General features: G+C 56.5%; 15 protein-coding genes. 6 read left to right on the top strand and 9 right to left on the bottom strand.

Features of this window, described 5'->3' with window-relative positions; translation table 11 throughout:
* Positions 1–404: 404 nt before the first annotated feature.
* The 3 genes from gltB to ACGS9J_RS08265 all read left to right on the top strand — a co-directional run bounded on the left by gltB (position 405) and on the right by ACGS9J_RS08265 (position 6,955).
* Positions 405–4,865: a glutamate synthase large subunit gene (gene gltB / locus ACGS9J_RS08275; RefSeq protein ID WP_442230463.1), complete on the top strand. Its 4,461-nt coding sequence runs from the start codon at positions 405–407 to the stop codon at positions 4,863–4,865.
* A 10-nt stretch (positions 4,866–4,875) separates the two neighbouring features.
* On the top strand, positions 4,876–6,294 hold the full coding sequence (locus ACGS9J_RS08270) for a glutamate synthase small subunit (RefSeq protein WP_442230462.1): 1,419 nt from the start codon (positions 4,876–4,878) through the stop codon (positions 6,292–6,294).
* A 181-nt stretch (positions 6,295–6,475) separates the two neighbouring features.
* Entirely contained in the window at positions 6,476–6,955 is a 480-nt protein-coding gene (locus tag ACGS9J_RS08265; protein WP_442230461.1) for a hypothetical protein, read from the top strand.
* Positions 6,956–7,023: 68 nt separating this feature from the next.
* Here ACGS9J_RS08265 and sspB read toward each other — a convergent pair whose 3' ends face one another.
* The 5 genes from sspB to zapE all read right to left on the bottom strand — a co-directional run bounded on the left by sspB (position 7,024) and on the right by zapE (position 10,745).
* A complete protein-coding gene (gene sspB, locus ACGS9J_RS08260; RefSeq protein WP_442230460.1) occupies positions 7,024–7,521 on the bottom strand; it encodes a ClpXP protease specificity-enhancing factor in 498 nt (165 codons plus the stop codon).
* Positions 7,522–7,526: 5 nt separating this feature from the next.
* The gene (gene sspA / locus ACGS9J_RS08255; protein ID WP_012147043.1) at positions 7,527–8,168 is read right to left on the bottom strand and encodes a stringent starvation protein SspA; all 642 of its coding nucleotides are present in this window, start codon (positions 8,166–8,168) and stop codon (positions 7,527–7,529) included.
* Between the two features lie 337 nt (positions 8,169–8,505).
* Positions 8,506–8,898, bottom strand: a complete 393-nt coding sequence (gene rpsI / locus ACGS9J_RS08250) for a 30S ribosomal protein S9 (protein ID WP_020831838.1) — start codon at positions 8,896–8,898, stop codon at positions 8,506–8,508.
* Positions 8,899–8,913: 15 nt separating this feature from the next.
* Positions 8,914–9,342 (bottom strand): 50S ribosomal protein L13, encoded by a 429-nt coding sequence (gene rplM, locus ACGS9J_RS08245; protein ID WP_020831840.1) that lies wholly within the window; start codon positions 9,340–9,342, stop codon positions 8,914–8,916.
* A gap of 275 nt (positions 9,343–9,617) precedes the next feature.
* Positions 9,618–10,745, bottom strand: a complete 1,128-nt coding sequence (gene zapE / locus ACGS9J_RS08240) for a cell division protein ZapE (protein WP_442230459.1) — start codon at positions 10,743–10,745, stop codon at positions 9,618–9,620.
* A gap of 231 nt (positions 10,746–10,976) precedes the next feature.
* On the opposite strand from zapE, the gene zapG reads away from it, so the two are divergent.
* The 3 genes from zapG to degS all read left to right on the top strand — a co-directional run bounded on the left by zapG (position 10,977) and on the right by degS (position 14,099).
* Entirely contained in the window at positions 10,977–11,378 is a 402-nt protein-coding gene (zapG, locus tag ACGS9J_RS08235; protein WP_020831844.1) for a Z-ring associated protein ZapG, read from the top strand.
* A 195-nt stretch (positions 11,379–11,573) separates the two neighbouring features.
* Entirely contained in the window at positions 11,574–12,944 is a 1,371-nt protein-coding gene (gene degQ, locus ACGS9J_RS08230) for a serine endoprotease DegQ (protein ID WP_442230458.1), read from the top strand.
* 96 nt (positions 12,945–13,040) lie between these two features.
* Positions 13,041–14,099 (top strand): outer membrane-stress sensor serine endopeptidase DegS, encoded by a 1,059-nt coding sequence (degS, locus tag ACGS9J_RS08225; protein WP_442230457.1) that lies wholly within the window; start codon positions 13,041–13,043, stop codon positions 14,097–14,099.
* A 67-nt stretch (positions 14,100–14,166) separates the two neighbouring features.
* On the opposite strand, the gene murA is transcribed toward degS, so the two are convergent.
* The 4 genes from murA to mlaC all read right to left on the bottom strand — a co-directional run bounded on the left by murA (position 14,167) and on the right by mlaC (position 16,808).
* Positions 14,167–15,426, bottom strand: coding sequence for a UDP-N-acetylglucosamine 1-carboxyvinyltransferase (murA, locus tag ACGS9J_RS08220; protein WP_020831849.1), 1,260 nt, complete (start codon positions 15,424–15,426; stop codon positions 14,167–14,169).
* A gap of 55 nt (positions 15,427–15,481) precedes the next feature.
* The gene (ibaG, locus tag ACGS9J_RS08215; protein WP_044553663.1) at positions 15,482–15,736 is read right to left on the bottom strand and encodes a BolA family iron metabolism protein IbaG; all 255 of its coding nucleotides are present in this window, start codon (positions 15,734–15,736) and stop codon (positions 15,482–15,484) included.
* A gap of 140 nt (positions 15,737–15,876) precedes the next feature.
* Positions 15,877–16,179 (bottom strand): lipid asymmetry maintenance protein MlaB, encoded by a 303-nt coding sequence (gene mlaB, locus ACGS9J_RS08210; RefSeq protein WP_442230456.1) that lies wholly within the window; start codon positions 16,177–16,179, stop codon positions 15,877–15,879.
* A complete protein-coding gene (gene mlaC / locus ACGS9J_RS08205) occupies positions 16,179–16,808 on the bottom strand; it encodes a phospholipid-binding protein MlaC (protein WP_442230455.1) in 630 nt (209 codons plus the stop codon). Before mlaC ends, mlaB begins: the two co-directional genes overlap by 1 nt.

Below are 16,808 nucleotides of genomic sequence, written 5' to 3'. Positions count from 1 at the left end.
CACTATAGTGAGACAGCTCACATTTCTTCGGGGGTTGGCGCTCCTCTTCACAACCGCAAAAAACGCCAAAAAACGCCAAATATCAATCAATTAAATGCATTATTTTCATCAAAAAACCCTCTTAGGCCTATAGTTGACCTGCGTATTCTTTCTCGCTAAGTTGGAAGTCCGCTGGAAGCTTTCTGGACGGGCAAACGTCTCGTCATATTTATGCAGTAATTTAAGACTCCCTCTTAAAACAAGTCATTTACCACTTGTGAGAACCATCACGAGAGGCCATTGACGGAGGGCGGAAAAGCAAATCGGCGATATTACGCTTGCTGATTGGACTTCTGCCTGACGTTGGGAAGCCCGCTCGTGAGTCGGTTATGAGAGTCACGCAGAGCCTGGGGAGGTTCACTGATATGTTGTACGATAAATCCCAAGAGCGGGACAACTGTGGTTTCGGCCTGATCGCCCACATAGAAGGCGAACCTAGCCATAAGGTCGTGCGTACCGCTATTCACGCACTGGCCCGTATGCAGCACCGTGGCGCAATCCTTGCTGACGGCAAGACTGGCGACGGTTGCGGCCTGTTATTACAAAAGCCCGACCGCTTTTTCCGCATGGTGGCGGAAGAGCGCAGTTGGCGTTTAGCCAAGAACTACGCCGTTGGCATGATGTTCCTCAGCCAGAACGAAGAGGAAGCCCGTGCCAGCCGCCGCATTGTAGAAGAAGAGTTGCAGAACGAAACGCTGTCGGTTGTCGGCTGGCGTGAAGTGCCGACCAACCCGGACGTATTGGGTGAAATCGCCCTCTCCTCCCTGCCGCGTATTGAACAGATCTTCGTTAACGCCCCGGCCGGTTGGCGTCCACGCGATATGGAACGCCGCCTGTTTATCGCGCGTCGCCGTATCGAGAAGCGCGTCCAGGACGACAGCTTCTATGTCTGCAGCTTCTCGAATCTGGTGACGATCTATAAAGGCCTGTGCATGCCTGCGGATCTGCCCCGTTTCTATCTTGATTTGGCGGACCTGCGTCTGGAATCGGCCATCTGCCTGTTCCACCAGCGTTTTTCCACCAACACCGTGCCGCGCTGGCCGCTGGCGCAGCCGTTCCGCTATCTGGCGCACAACGGCGAGATCAACACCATCACCGGTAACCGCCAGTGGGCGCGCGCCCGTACCTATAAATTCCAGACGCCGCTGATCCCGGATCTGCAAACGGCCGCGCCGTTCGTTAACGAAACAGGCTCCGACTCCAGCTCGCTGGATAACATGCTGGAGCTGTTGTTGGCGGGCGGTATGGATCTGATCCGCGCCATGCGCTTGCTGGTGCCGCCTGCCTGGCAGAACAACCCGGACATGGACACCGATCTGCGCGCCTTCTTCGACTTCAACTCGATGCACATGGAGCCGTGGGACGGCCCTGCCGGTATCGTGATGTCCGACGGTCGCTACGCCGCCTGTAACCTGGACCGTAACGGTCTGCGTCCGGCGCGCTACGTCATCACCAAAGACAAATTGATCACCTGCGCCTCTGAAGTCGGTATCTGGGATTACCAGCCGGATGAAGTGGTGGAGAAAGGCCGGGTTGGCCCAGGCGAGCTGATGGTGATCGACACCCGTAGCGGCAAGATCCTGCACTCCGCCGAGACCGACGACGATCTGAAAAGTCGCCATCCGTATAAAGAGTGGATGGAAAAGAACGTTAAGCGTCTGGTGCCCTTCGAAGACCTGCCTGCCGATCAGGTCGGCAGCCGCGAACTTGACGACTCGCAGCTCGAAACTTATCAGAAACAGTTCGGCTACAGCAGCGAAGAACTGGATCAGGTGATCCGCGTGCTGGGCGAGATCGGCCAGGAAGCCACTGGCTCAATGGGTGACGATACTCCGTTTGCCGTGCTTTCCAGCCGTCCACGTATTATTTACGACTATTTCCGCCAGCAGTTCGCTCAGGTGACCAACCCGCCGATCGATCCGCTGCGCGAAGCGCATGTGATGTCGCTGGCGACCAGCATCGGCCGTGAAATGAACGTGTTCTGCGAGGCCGAAGGCCAGGCGCACCGTTTAAGCTTCAAATCGCCGATCCTGCTGTACTCCGACTTCAAACAACTCACCACGCTGGAAGGCGAATACTATCGCGCCGACACGCTGGACCTGACCTTTGATCCGGCAGAGCAAGATCTGGAGCAGACCATCCGCTCTCTGTGCGACGAAGCGGAACGTAAAGTCCGTGACGGCGCCGTGCTGCTGGTGCTGTCCGACCGCGCCATCGCCAACAACCGTCTGCCGGTCCCTGCGCCGATGGCCGTCGGTGCGATCCAGACCCGTCTGGTCGAGAAAAGCCTGCGCTGCGACGCCAACATCATTGTTGAAACCGCCAGCGCCCGCGATCCGCACCATTTCGCCGTGCTGTTGGGCTTTGGCGCGACGGCGGTCTACCCGTACCTGGCCTACGAAACGCTGGCCAAACTGGTGGATACCCAGGCGATCGACAAGAAATACCGTGAAGTGATGCTGAACTACCGCAACGGCATCAATAAGGGCTTGTACAAGATCATGTCCAAAATGGGCATCTCTACTATCGCCTCTTACCGCTGCGCCAAACTGTTCGAGGCCGTCGGCCTGCACCGCGATCTGTCCGATTTGTGTTTCCAGGGGGTGGTCAGCCGTATCGGCGGCGCCAGCTTCAGCGATATCCAACAGGATCTGCAAAATCTGTCCAAGCGCGCGTGGTTGAAACGCAAACCGCTGGAACAGGGTGGCCTGCTGAAGTTCGTCCACGACGGCGAGTACCATGCGTACAACCCTGACGTAGTGAGCACGCTGCAAACCGCAGTGCACAGCGGCAAATACAGCGACTACCAGGCCTACGCCAAGCTGGTGAACGAGCGTCCGGTCGCCATGCTGCGCGATCTGTTGGCCATCACGCCGAAGGGCACGCCCATTCCGGTTGATCAGGTTGAACCGGCAGAATCGCTGTTCAAACGTTTCGATACCGCAGCCATGTCTATCGGCGCATTGAGCCCGGAAGCGCACGAGTCGCTGGCTATCGCCATGAACAGCCTCGGCGGGTTCTCCAACTCCGGTGAAGGCGGTGAAGATCCGGCGCGTTACGGCACCAACAAAGTGTCACGCATCAAGCAGGTGGCGTCTGGCCGTTTCGGTGTGACGCCGGCCTACCTGGTGAATGCCGATGTGATCCAAATTAAAGTGGCGCAAGGGGCCAAGCCGGGTGAAGGCGGCCAGTTGCCGGGCGATAAGGTCACGCCTTATATCGCCAAACTGCGTTATTCGGTGCCGGGCGTGACGTTGATTTCGCCACCGCCGCACCACGACATCTACTCGATCGAGGATTTGGCGCAGTTGATTTTCGACCTGAAACAGGTCAATCCAAAGGCCATGATCTCGGTGAAACTGGTTTCCGAACCGGGCGTCGGCACCATCGCGACCGGCGTGGCGAAAGCCTATGCGGACCTGATCACCATCGCCGGCTACGACGGCGGCACCGGCGCCAGCCCACTGTCTTCGGTGAAATACGCCGGCTGTCCGTGGGAACTGGGCCTGGTGGAAACCCAGCAGGCGCTGGTGGCTAACGGCCTGCGCCATAAAATCCGCCTGCAGGTGGACGGCGGCCTGAAAACCGGCGTCGATATCGTCAAAGCGGCGATCCTGGGTGCGGAAAGCTTCGGCTTCGGTACCGGTCCAATGGTGGCGCTGGGCTGTAAGTATCTGCGTATTTGTCACCTGAACAACTGCGCCACCGGCGTGGCGACTCAGGATGAAAAACTGCGCCGCGATCACTACCACGGCCTGCCAGAACGCGTGGTTAACTACTTCCAGTTTATCGCGCGTGAAACTCGCGAGATCATGGCGCAATTGGGGGTCAGCCAACTGGTGGATCTGATTGGTCGCACTGATTTCCTGACCGAACTGGACGGCATTTCCGCCAAGCAGAACAAGCTGGATCTGTCGCCGTTGCTGAAAACCGCCACGCCGCATCCGGGCAAGGCACTGCACTGCACCGAAAGCAGCAACCCACCGTTCGATCAGGGGTTGATGAACAAGGATCTGCTGGCACAGGCGGAACCGCATATTGAAGCGAAAAGCAGCAAGGCCTTCTACTTCGATATCCGCAACACCGACCGCTCGGTGGGCGCTACCCTGTCCGGGGCCATTGCCACCGTGCATGGTGACCAGGGCATGGCCGCCGATCCGATCAAAGCCTACTTCTCCGGTACCGCCGGCCAGAGCTTCGGCGTCTGGAATGCCGGTGGCGTAGAACTGACGCTGACCGGTGACGCCAACGACTACGTCGGTAAAGGCATGGCCGGTGGCCGTATCGCCGTGCGTCCGCCAATTGGTTCTGCGTTCCGCAGTCATGAAGCCAGCATCATCGGCAACACCTGCCTGTACGGCGCGACCGGCGGCAAGCTGTTCGCCGCGGGCCGTGCGGGTGAACGTTTCGCGGTGCGTAACTCCGGTGCCATCACCGTGGTAGAAGGCATCGGTGACAACGGTTGTGAATATATGACCGGCGGCATCGTCTGCGTGCTGGGCAAAACCGGCATCAACTTTGGTGCGGGCATGACCGGCGGCTTCGCCTACGTGCTGGATGAAGACGGCGAGTTCCGTAAACGTGTGAACCCAGAACTGGTGGAAGTGTTGGATGTCGACCAACTGGCAATTCATGAAGAGCACCTGCGCGGGTTGATTACCGAACACGTGCAGGCGACCGGTTCTTCGCGTGCGGAAGAGATCCTGGCCAACTGGCCGGAATGGGCGCCGAAGTTTGCTCTGGTCAAGCCGAAGTCCAGTGATGTCAAAGCATTGTTGGGTCACCGTAGTCGTTCCGCAGCCGAGCTGCGGGTTCAGGCGCAGTAAGAGGTCATTAATGAGTCAGAATGTTTATCAATTTATCGACCTGCAGCGCGTTGATCCGCCAAAGAAACCGCTCAAGATCCGTAAAATTGAGTTTGTAGAGATTTACGAGCCGTTTTCGGAAACTCAGGCGAAATCGCAGGCGGACCGCTGCCTGTCTTGCGGTAACCCTTATTGCGAATGGAAGTGCCCGGTTCACAACTACATCCCGAACTGGCTGAAGCTGGCGAATGAAGGCCGCATCATGGAGGCGGCGGATCTGGCGCACCAGACCAACAGCCTGCCGGAAGTGTGCGGTCGCGTTTGCCCACAGGATCGTCTGTGTGAAGGTTCCTGCACCCTGAATGATGAGTTCGGTGCGGTGACCATCGGTAACATCGAGCGCTATATCAGCGATAAAGCCATCGAAATGGGCTGGAAACCGGACATGTCCCACGTGCAGCCTACCGGCAAACGCGTGGCGGTCATCGGTGCCGGTCCTGCCGGGCTGGCCTGTGCCGATGTGCTGACCCGCAACGGCGTGAAAGCGGTGGTTTACGATCGTCACCCCGAGATCGGCGGCCTGCTGACCTTCGGTATTCCGGCCTTCAAGCTGGAAAAAGAAGTGATGGTCAAGCGCCGTGGCATCTTCAGCGAGATGGGCATTGAGTTCCAGCTCAATACCGAAGTGGGCAAAGACATCGCCATGGAAACGCTGCTGAGTGAGTATGACGCGGTGTTCCTCGGTGTCGGCACCTATCAGTCGATGCGTGGTGGTCTGGAGAATGAAGAAGCGCCGGGTGTCTACGACGCCCTGCCGTTCCTGATCGCCAACACCAAGCAGCTGATGGGTTATCAAGCCGAGCAGCACGAGCCGTATGTCAGTATGGAAGGAAAACGCGTCGTGGTACTGGGCGGGGGTGACACTGCGATGGACTGCGTACGTACTTCTATCCGTCAGGGTGCCACCGAAGTTATCTGCGCCTATCGCCGTGATGAGGCCAACATGCCAGGCTCCAAACGCGAAGTGAAAAATGCGCGTGAGGAAGGGGTTGATTTCAAATTCAACCTGCAACCGCTGAGCATCGAACTGAACAGTGCCGGTCGCGTGGCCGGGGTGAAAATGGTTCGCACCCAGTTGGGCGCACCAGATGCCAATGGCCGTCAGGTCGCAGAGCAGGTACCAGGCTCCGAGCACGTGATCGATGCCGATGCCGTGGTCATGGCGTTTGGTTTCCGTCCGCACAAGATGGACTGGCTGGCCGCTCACGACGTTGAGCTCGACAAGCAAGGCCGTATCCTGGCGCCGGAAAGCACCGATAACGCCTTCCAGACCAGCAACCCGAAAATCTTCGCCGGTGGCGATGCGGTGCGCGGTTCGGATCTGGTGGTCACGGCGATTGCCGAAGGGCGTAAAGCTGCCGATGGCATCATGAGCTATCTGGAAGTGTAATTTTTCGCGACTTCCTTCCAAGGGCCCGCAGTGAAGACTGCCGGGCCCTTTGTTTTTTCATGCCATCCATAGGCTTTGTAACAGCCTTCCCCGCCCCCCCTGCGCCTAACGCGCTATAGTATTGAGTTAGCGTCACTCAGGGGCGCGGCTGCGCCTGATATCTTGATAAGGATAGCTAACCATGAAATTCTCCTTTCCCTTACTGACCGGCACACTGCTGGTTGTCAGCTTCCACTCACTGGCCATGTCGCTCGACTCTCAGGAAGTGGGTTACAACATTGAGGCACGCGGTGCGACGTCGGTGGTCGCTCAACTGGCTAAAGCAGGCCAACTCACCGCGGTAGAAAACAGCATCAAACTGGGTGACGACAGCTGGATCGCGCTGGCACCTAAGCTGGCCAACGGCGGTAACGCCTCCTTCACCGCCGGCGTAAAATCCGCCCTGTCCTCCGCATTGGTCTATAACCCGGCAGCAGTGCTGCATGCCCTCGACAAAGGCAATAATTTACCGCTCAACGATATCTGCACCGCACCGCCGGAAGTGCAAGGCGACACCGCCATCACCACGTTCAAGCAGCGCGCCACACATGCGCTCACTACCGTGCGTATCGGCGACCTCAGCGCGCCGCGTGACGCCTGTATTGCCTCATTGAAAAGCTGAGCCAAGCCCGGATCGCAGGCAATAAAAAAGGTCGCCGAAGCGACCTTTGAGTTTGCACCACTGCGAGGTTATTTCACCACGCGCAGTGCCGGGCGGCCACCCCGTGGTGGCGGAGGCGGTTCATCGTCCGAATCGTTATCTTCACTCAGATCCGGGCGATCGCCATCAATCACCGACATCAGGCTTTCCGATGGGATCGTCTCATTGTCCAGGCCTTCGAACGCGCCTTCCGCTTCATAAGCGGCTTCCGGTTCGAACATGGTGCCTGCGCCATTCTCACGCGCATAAATCGCCAGCACCGCAGCCATTGGCACAGAAACCTGACGCGGCACACCGCCGAAACGCGCATTGAAATGCACTTCGTCGTTGCCCAGTTCCAGGTTGCCTACCGCACGCGGCGCGATGTTCAAAACGATCTGGCCATCGCGGGCGAATTCCATCGGCACTTCCACGTCAGGACGCGTCACATCCACCACCAGGTGCGGTGTCAACTGATTGTCCAGCAACCAGTCATAGAACGCCCGCAGCAAGTACGGACGGCGTGGGGTCATCTGAGACATATCCATGACGCTTAGCCCCGAGTCTGCAGGCGCATTTCGCGCTCGGCTTCGGTCAGGGAGGCCAGGAAGGCATCACGTTCGAACACGCGGGTCATATAGCCTTTCAGCTCTTTGGAGCCGGCACCGCTCAGTTCAATGCCTAACTGCGGCAAACGCCACAGCAGCGGCGCCAGGTAGCAATCCACCAGGCTGAACTCTTCGCTCATGAAGTACGGGGTCTGGCCAAAGATAGGGGCAATCGCCAGCAGCTCTTCGCGCAGTTGACGGCGAGCTGATTCAGCTTCCTGACCGTTGCTCTGCTCGATCTTGTACATCAGCGAATACCAGTTTTTCTCGATACGCAACATCATCAGGCGGCTCTCGCCACGGGCGACCGGGTAAACCGGCATCAGAGGCGGATGCGGGAAGCGCTCATCAAGGTATTCCATGATGATACGGGATTCATACAGGGTCAGCTCGCGATCGACCAGCGTAGGCACCGTCTGGTACGGGTTGAGGTCAATCAGATCCTGCGGCAGGTTATCCAACTCCACCTGCTCAATCTCGACGCTGACACCTTTCTCCGCCAGTACGATACGTACTTGATGGCTAAAAATGTCGGTCGGGCCAGAGAACAGCGTCATTACCGAACGTTTGTTGGCAGCGACAGCCATGAAAACCTCCAAGTTATCTAGAAAATACTGCGAATAGCCCACTGACAGGCTGCTATCCTGAATGTTCTTGACCGCAGGCCAGCAACTCGCAGCTAAACCTTAGGTCATAAAAACCGGCCTCGGAGGTAGACTGATAACTGCTGCATGGCGAACAGGCGCAAAAGTGGATGATAGTTTACCAGATTTTGCTTGTTTTGTGGGGGCTGTACGGCGAATTCGTATTGAATTGTCTGATATACCAAAGATTTTAGTAGCGACAACTTGATTTTCAGGCATAAAAAAACCCGGTGAAGCACCGGGTTTTTTGCGTAAATTCCACTGCCGAAGCAGTAAAAAATTAACGCTTGGAGAACTGCGGACGGCGACGTGCTTTACGCAGACCGACTTTCTTACGTTCAACCTGACGGGCGTCACGAGTGACGAAGCCAGCTTTACGCAATTCAGCACGCAGAGTCTCGTCGTACTCCATCAGTGCACGGGTGATACCGTGACGGATAGCGCCAGCTTGACCAGAGATACCACCACCTTTAACAGTGATGTACAGGTCAAATTTACCAACCATGTCAGTCAGTTCCAGCGGTTGACGAACTACCATGCGGGCAGTTTCGCGACCGAAGTACTGTTCCAGGCTGCGCTGGTTAATTACGATGTTACCACTGCCCGGCTTGATGAAAACGCGAGCGGCGGAGCTTTTGCGGCGACCAGTGCCGTAGTATTGATTTTCAGCCATTGCCTATAATCCCGATTAGATGTCAAGAACTTGCGGTTGCTGTGCCGCATGAGTGTGCTCGTTGCCCGCGTAAACTTTCAGTTTACGGAACATTGCACGACCCAACGGACCCTTTGGCAGCATGCCTTTAACCGCGATTTCAATCACGCGCTCAGGACGGCGGGCAATCATCTCTTCAAAGGTCGCTTGCTTGATACCACCGATGTGGCCGGTGTGGTGGTAATACACCTTGTCTGTACGCTTGTTGCCGGTTACAGCAACTTTTTCTGCGTTCAGAACGATGATGTAGTCACCGGTATCAACGTGCGGGGTGTATTCCGCTTTATGCTTGCCGCGCAGACGACGAGCCAGTTCAGTAGCGAGACGGCCTAAAGTTTTACCATCTGCATCAACAACGTACCAGTCGCGTTGAACGCTCTCTGGTTTAGCTGTAAAAGTTTTCATTAGAAAGCTTACCCAATAATTAGTTACACGTTGGTGAACACCCAAACGCTCGAAAACAGTTGAGGCTCACACGACCATACAAGTCCAGCAAACCTACCCCTTCGAATAGCCATTGCCGGCACTATAAAGTTTTTGGGAAAAAAAACTTTGTTGTAACGTGGGGTCGCAAGATTATAGAGAAGTCGCTCACAAAGATCGAACGCTTTTTGAATGGAAACGCAATTAATCGCCAACGGCGGAAAACCGGGGACTCCAGCGGCGAAGTCCCCCGGGCGTTATGGCAGATGCGGCAGCTTCAGATACTCCTCACTCTGCATCTCCTGCAGGCGCGACAGGCAACGCTGGTATTCGAACTTCAACCGCTCGCCCTGATAAATCTCGAACATCGAGGCTTCGGCGGCAATCACCAGTTTGACGTGACGCTCGTAGAATTCATCCACCAACGCCAGGAAGCGGCGCGCAGTATTTTCCTTCAGCGGCCCCATCACCCGCACATTATACAGGATGACGCTGTGATAGAGGCGCGATAAGGCAATGTAATCCAGTTGGCTGCGCGCTTCCTCGCACAAGGTGTGAAAATCCACCGCCAGCACGCCGTCTACCGCGTGGATAGCCTGCAACGGCCGGTGATTGATCTGCAATACCGGCGCCGCTTCGCCTTTCTTACCGGCCAATTTGACGAACATCTGGTCCAGGGTCTGCCGGGTCTGTTCGTCAAGCGGCGTCAGGTACAGGTGCGCCTGAGTCAGGGTGCGCAAGCGATAGTCAATGCCGGCATCGACGTTCATCACATCGCAATACTCGTTAATCAGGTCGATCGCCGGCAGGAAGCGCGCGCGCTGCAAGCCGTTGCGATACAAATCGTCCGGCGGAATATTGGAAGTGGCCACCAGCGTGATGCCTCGGGCAAACAGCGCCTGCAACAGCGTGGCCAGCAGCATGGCGTCGGTGATGTCGGAAACAAAGAATTCGTCGAAACACAGCACGTCGGTTTGCGCCTTGAACCCGTCAGCGACGATTTCAAGCGGATTTTCCTGCCCTTGCAGCTCGGTCAGTTCTTCGTGCACCCGCAGCATAAACCGGTGGAAATGCAGCCGCAGCTTGCGATCACCCGGCAGGCTGTGGAAGAACATGTCCATCAGCCAGGTCTTACCCCGCCCGACACCGCCCCACATATATAAGCCCTGCGCCGGACGCTGCTTCAACGTTTCACTGCTCTTGCCCAGCAAACGGCTGAGCTTGCCGCGCAGGCCGCCGGCCGGTGCACTGGCTGCGGGCACTTGCTGCAAGGCCTGATAGATGTGATCCAGTTGTGTAACGGCCTGGCGTTGAACCGCATCGGCCTGGTATTCCCCCGCATCCAGCGCCTGCTGGTAGCGTGATAACGGTGATTGTGCCTGCATCTGTTCGATGTTCCCTAAGAACGCTTAGAAATTATTTAACCCATTTTCGCGACATATTGCGGCTGCTTAGCCCCCATATCGCCACAAATACCCGCTCTGAGCAGCGCTGAAAACCCTGAAGAAATCAGGTCAAAGCTCATCAGGATTCCACTCGGACAAGGTTAACGGTTATAGTGGATATTATTAAGTGAAAAATCCCTGCGGAACAACGAAGTCAAAATAGGAGTCATCATGACCTGGGAGTATGCGCTGATTGGTTTGGTGGTCGGTATCGTCATTGGTGCGGTAGCGATGCGTTTTGGTAACCGTAAATTACGTCAACAACAAGTTTTGCAGAACGAGTTGGACAAGAGCAAAACCGAGCTGGAAGAGTATCGTCAGGAGTTGGTCGGCCACTTTGCCCGCAGCGCTGAGCTGCTGGACAACATGGCTCGCGATTATCGCCAGCTGTATCAGCATATGGCGAAAAGCTCCAACAACCTGTTGCCGGACCTGCCAATGCAGGAAAATCCGTTCCGCTATCGCCTGACGGAAGCCGAAGCGGATAACGATCAGGCGCCGGTAGAAATGCCGCGCGACTACTCTGAAGGCGCATCAGGCCTGCTGCGTGGCGAACGTCCACGTCGCGACTAAACGCTGTTCTTTGCCCGTGGGCCAGCCCCACGGGTTTTTGATCCTCCTCATCCTTCTTCCCCCACGTTACGCTATCCTTAACGCTGACGATTGAGTGAACTTTTCACGCAAATTCACGGTCTTACCCTTCACTATGGTATTGCTGCTGCTTTATCATCACTATTCCACCGGCAGGTATTGAGAGAGCTATTATCAATGAAGAAAAAGTCGTTAATTCTTAGTGCATTGGCAATGAGTATTGGCCTCACGCTGACCTCCGTACCGGCTGCCACCGCCGCGCTGCCCGTCGCCGTTCAAGGGCAGCCGCTGCCAAGCCTGGCGCCGATGCTGGAGAAAGTCTTGCCCGCAGTGGTCAGCGTGCATGTTGAAGGCACCCAGGTGCAGCGCCAGCAAATTCCGGAGGAATTCAGACGTTTCTTTGGCCCTGGCGGCCCTGACCAGCCACAAAGCTCGCGCCCGTTTGAAGGGCTGGGCTCCGGCGTTATCATCGACGCCGCCAAAGGCTATGTGCTGACCAACAACCACGTGATCAACAACGCCGATAAGATCAGCGTGCAGTTGAACGATGGCCGTGAAGTGGACGCCAAGCTGGTGGGTCGTGACGAACAGTCCGACATTGCCCTGCTGCAACTCAACGACGTGAAAAACCTGACCGCCATAAAAATGGCGGATTCCGATAAACTGCGGGTCGGCGATTTCGCGGTCGCCGTCGGCAACCCGTTCGGCCTCGGCCAGACCGCCACTTCCGGTATTATTTCCGCCTTGGGGCGTAGCGGTCTGAACCTGGAAGGGTTGGAAAACTTCATTCAGACCGATGCATCCATCAACCGCGGCAACTCCGGCGGTGCGCTGGTTAACCTCAACGGTGAGCTGATCGGCATCAACACCGCCATTTTGGCGCCAAGCGGCGGCAACGTGGGCATCGGCTTCGCCATTCCGAGCAACATGGCACAGAACCTCAGCCAGCAGTTGATCGAGTTTGGTGAAGTGAAACGTGGGCTGTTGGGCATTAAAGGCAGTGAAATGACCGCCGATATGGCCAAAGCCTTCAATACCGACGCGCAACGCGGTGCTTTCGTCAGTGAAGTGCTGCCGAAATCCGCCGCCGCCAAGGCGGGCATCAAGGCCGGCGATATCCTGATTTCCGTCGACGGCAAACCCGTCAGCAGCTTCGCCGAACTGCGCGCCAAGGTCGGTACCACGGCGCCGGGCAAGACCATTAAGGTCGGGCTGCTGCGCGATGGCAAACCGCAGGAAGTGTCCGTCACGCTGGATAACAGCGAAAGCGCCTCAACCAATGCCGAAACGCTTTCACCTGCCCTGCAGGGTGTTTCACTCAGCAACGGCGCGATCCCGAGCGGCGACAAAGGCGTGAAGATCGATAAAGTGGATAAAGGCTCTGCGGCCGCACAAATCGGGCTGCAGAAAGACGATGTGATCATTGGCGTCAACCGCCAGCGTATTGAGAACATTACCGCACTGCGCAAGGTGCTCGAAGCCAAACCACCGGTCATGGCGCTGAACATCGTACGCGGTGGCGAAACCCTTTATCTGCTGTTGCGTTAATCGTATTTTTGTTTAAAAACCGGGCGCGGTGACATACTGCGCCCGGTATTCTCATGTTATCCTTCGTGCATCTTTCATCTCACGTACTAAAACTCCATGTTTGCTAAGCTCTTGCGCTCCGTCGTTATTGGTCTAATCGTTGCCGGCCTGCTGCTGGTCGCTTTACCCGTGCTACGTTCTTCCAATGCTTTGTTCGCAGAAAAACATGACAATACCCGTGATGAAACGCCCGTCAGTTACAACAAGGCGGTGCGCCGCGCCGCGCCTGCCGTAGTCAATATCTACAACCGCAACATGAACGGTACCGCCAACGTACTGTCGCTGGGCTCTGGCGTGATCATGAACGATCGCGGGTATATCCTGACCAATCGCCACGTAATCAAAGATGCGCAACAAATTACCGTGGTGGTGCAGGACGGCCGCCGCTACGAAGCGCTGTTGGTCGGCTCTGACGGCCTGACCGATCTGGCGGTGTTGAAAATAGATCCAGGCAATCTGCCGGTGATCCCGATCAACACTGCCCGTACCGCGCACGTGGGCGACGTCGTGCTGGCGATCGGCAACCCCTATAATCTCGGCCAGACCGTCACCCAAGGGATCCTCAGCGCCACCGGCCGCATCAGTATGAGCACCACCGGGCGCCAGACCTTCCTGCAAACCGATGCTTCGATTAACCGCGGCAACTCGGGCGGTGCGCTGGTCAACTCACTGGGTGAGCTAATCGGTATCAACACCCTGACCTACGATAAAATCACCGACGGTGAGACGCCGGAAGGTTTGGGCTTCGCCATTCCCATCGAACTGGCCACCAAGATTATGGACAAGCTGATCCGCGACGGCCGCGTCATTCGTGGTTATTTCGGTATTCAGGGCAAAGAGATTATTCCGCTGCGTTCGTCCAACTCAGGTATCGATCGCCTGCAGGGCATTATCGTGACTGAAATTACGCCGAGCGGGCCGGCTGGCAACGCCGGTTTCCATGTCAACGACGTGATCATCAACGTGGACAACAAGCCGGCGGTATCGGTGCTGGAAACCATGGATCAGGTGGCAGAGATCCGCCCGGGTACGGAAATTCCGGTGGTGGTCTTGCGCGAAGGTAAACGCATCACGCTGAAGATGACGGTGGGTGAATTCCCGGAAGACAATAATTAAAAGGGCCCGGCGATGCCGAGCCCCAAGACTGCATTTACGCCGGAGCAGCACTCCGGCGTCAGACAGATTACTCGCCTTTCACACGCTCGATGTTGGCACCCAGCGCACGCAGCTTGTCTTCAATACGCTCATAACCACGATCAATGTGATAGATACGATCGACGACGGTCACGCCGTCGGCGATGCAGCCCGCCAATACCAGGCTGGCGGAAGCACGCAGATCGGTCGCCATCACCTGAGCACCGGACAGTTGCTCAACGCCATGACAAATCACAGTATTGCTCTCGATCTCAGCGTGTGCGCCCATACGGATCAGCTCAGGCACATGCATGAAACGGTTTTCAAAGATGGTTTCGGTGATCACACCGGTGCCTTCCGCAACCAGGTTCAGCAAGCTGAACTGAGCCTGCATATCGGTCGGGAAGCCGGGGTGCGGCGCAGTGCGCACGGTAACCGCTTTAGGGCGTTTGCCATGCATATCCAGGCTGATCCAGTCTTCGCCCACTTCGATATCCGCACCGGCTTCGCGCAGCTTGGCCAACACCGCATCCAGCGTATCCGGACGGGTGTCGCGGCACATCACTTTACCGCCAGAAACGGCGGCAGCGATCAGGAAAGTACCGGTCTCGATACGGTCCGGCAGAACGCGATAAACACCACCGCCCAGACGTTCAACGCCTTCGATGGTGATACGGTCACTGCCGGCGCCGGTGATTTTTGCCCCCAGCGTGTTGAGGAAGTTGGCGGTATCGACAATTTCCGGCTCGCGGGCAGCATTCTCAATCACGGTGGTACCGGTCGCCAAAGTTGCAGCACTCATGATGGTGACGGTAGCGCCTACGCTCACCTTATCCATAACGATGTGTGCGCCTTTCAGGCGGCCGTCGACGGAAGCTTTAACGTAACCTTCTTCCAGTTTGATCTCCGCCCCGAGCTGTTCCAGACCGGTAATGTGCAGATCGACCGGACGCGCACCGATCGCGCAACCGCCCGGCAGGGAAACCTGACCACGACCGAAACGGGCGACCAACGGCCCCAACGCCCAGATGGAAGCGCGCATGGTTTTCACCAGATCGTACGGCGCACAGAACTCGTTCACGCCGCTGGCGTCAACGAATACGGAACCGTTGCGTTCAATCTTGGTGCCTAACTGGCTGAGTAGCTTAATGGTGGTGTCGATGTCCTTCAGCTTCGGGACATTCTGCAACTCGACCGGCTCTTCCGCTAACAATGCGGCGAACAGGATCGGCAGGGCGGCATTTTTAGCCCCGGAAATAGCAACTTCACCGCTGAGGCGGGTCCGGCCCTGCACACGAAATTTATCCATTTGACTACTCTCTGTTATCTAAACTGATGCTGCCCGCCCCGCTGGGCAAACAGCCTTAAAATCCGTTGAGTTTGCGGTCTCGCTGCCACTCTTCAGGGGTGTACGCCTTAATCGACAAGGCGTGAATACGGTTGTCCGCAATGTATTCCATCAGCGGTGCATAGACCGTCTGTTGTTTTTTAACGCGGCTCATGGCGGCAAACAGCTCACCGACCACGATCACCTGAAAATGGCTGCCGTCGCCGGTAACATGTGCTTCTTCCAGTGCCAATGCTCGCATCAGCACATCTTTAATCTCGCTATTTTCCATAGTATCCAGTTCTGTATCAAAAGGATCATAATCAGCCTGATATCTTAGTGGAATACGACGTTTTCTTAAACTAAAGAAAAAGCCCCTGTTATACAGGGGCTTTCTGGGGAGAAAACGTCTTCATCCAGTCGAAAATCGGGCTAACCAGCGGTATCGACAGGCATTATTGCTTGCAGATTGTACAGTGCGATCAGCGTTTTCAAGCGATCGCTGGCGCCAGAAATTTTTAATTCCACGCCACGTTGGTGCTGCTGTTCACGCAAATGCACCAACAGTGCCAGCCCAGACGAGTCCACACGCTGCAGTTGCGTAACGTCGATAGCGGTTTTATCCGCCAGCAACGCATCCCGCTGTTCCCACAGCGGCAACAGCGTTTCCCGATCCAGCGCACCGCGCAGGATCAGGGTCTGTTGCTGCGATTCAAAGCTGAGGGCGGCAGACATCAGTTTTTCTGATCCAGCGTGATTGGACGCTGTGCCGCTGCCTGCAGTTGTTTAGTCAGACCGTCAATCCCCTGGGTACGCAGCGTAGAGGCCCACTCGTTCTGTTTGGTGGTGATCATGCTGACGCCTTCGGCGATCATGTCATAAGCCTGCCAATGACCGGTTTTGCTGTTTTTACGCCACTGGAAGTCCAGACGCACCGGTGGACGACCGCCCTGATCGATGATGGTCACGCGGATTGCCACAATATCAGCGTTGCCCAGCGGCTGCTCAGGCTCAATCTGATAAGTCTGGCCGTGATACATCGCCAGCGCCTGGCCGTAAGCCTGCTCCAGGTAAGCCTGGAATGCGGTGAAGTAGGCTTCACGTTGCGCCGGCGTCGCTTCTTTGTAATAACGGCCCAACACCAGCGCACCGGCATATTTGACCTGCACAAACGGCATCAGTTCTTGATGCACCACGGAACGCAGGTAGTTAGGGTCCTGCTTGATCTTTGGCTGCTCTGTTTTAAGGCGAGTGAAGGTCTTCTCAGCCGCGTCTTGCATCAGGCTGTAAGGATTGGTCTGATCGGCCGCATTCGCCAGCGGTGCAACCACCAGCAGGGCAACCATAAGTAAACGTTTAAACAT

Source organism: Serratia quinivorans (genome assembly GCF_052113645.1).
GTDB classification, from domain to species: Bacteria; Pseudomonadota; Gammaproteobacteria; order Enterobacterales; family Enterobacteriaceae; genus Serratia; species Serratia quinivorans_B.
The sequence above is the reverse complement of the archived record's forward strand: the minus strand, read 5'-3'. Positions and strand labels throughout refer to the sequence as shown.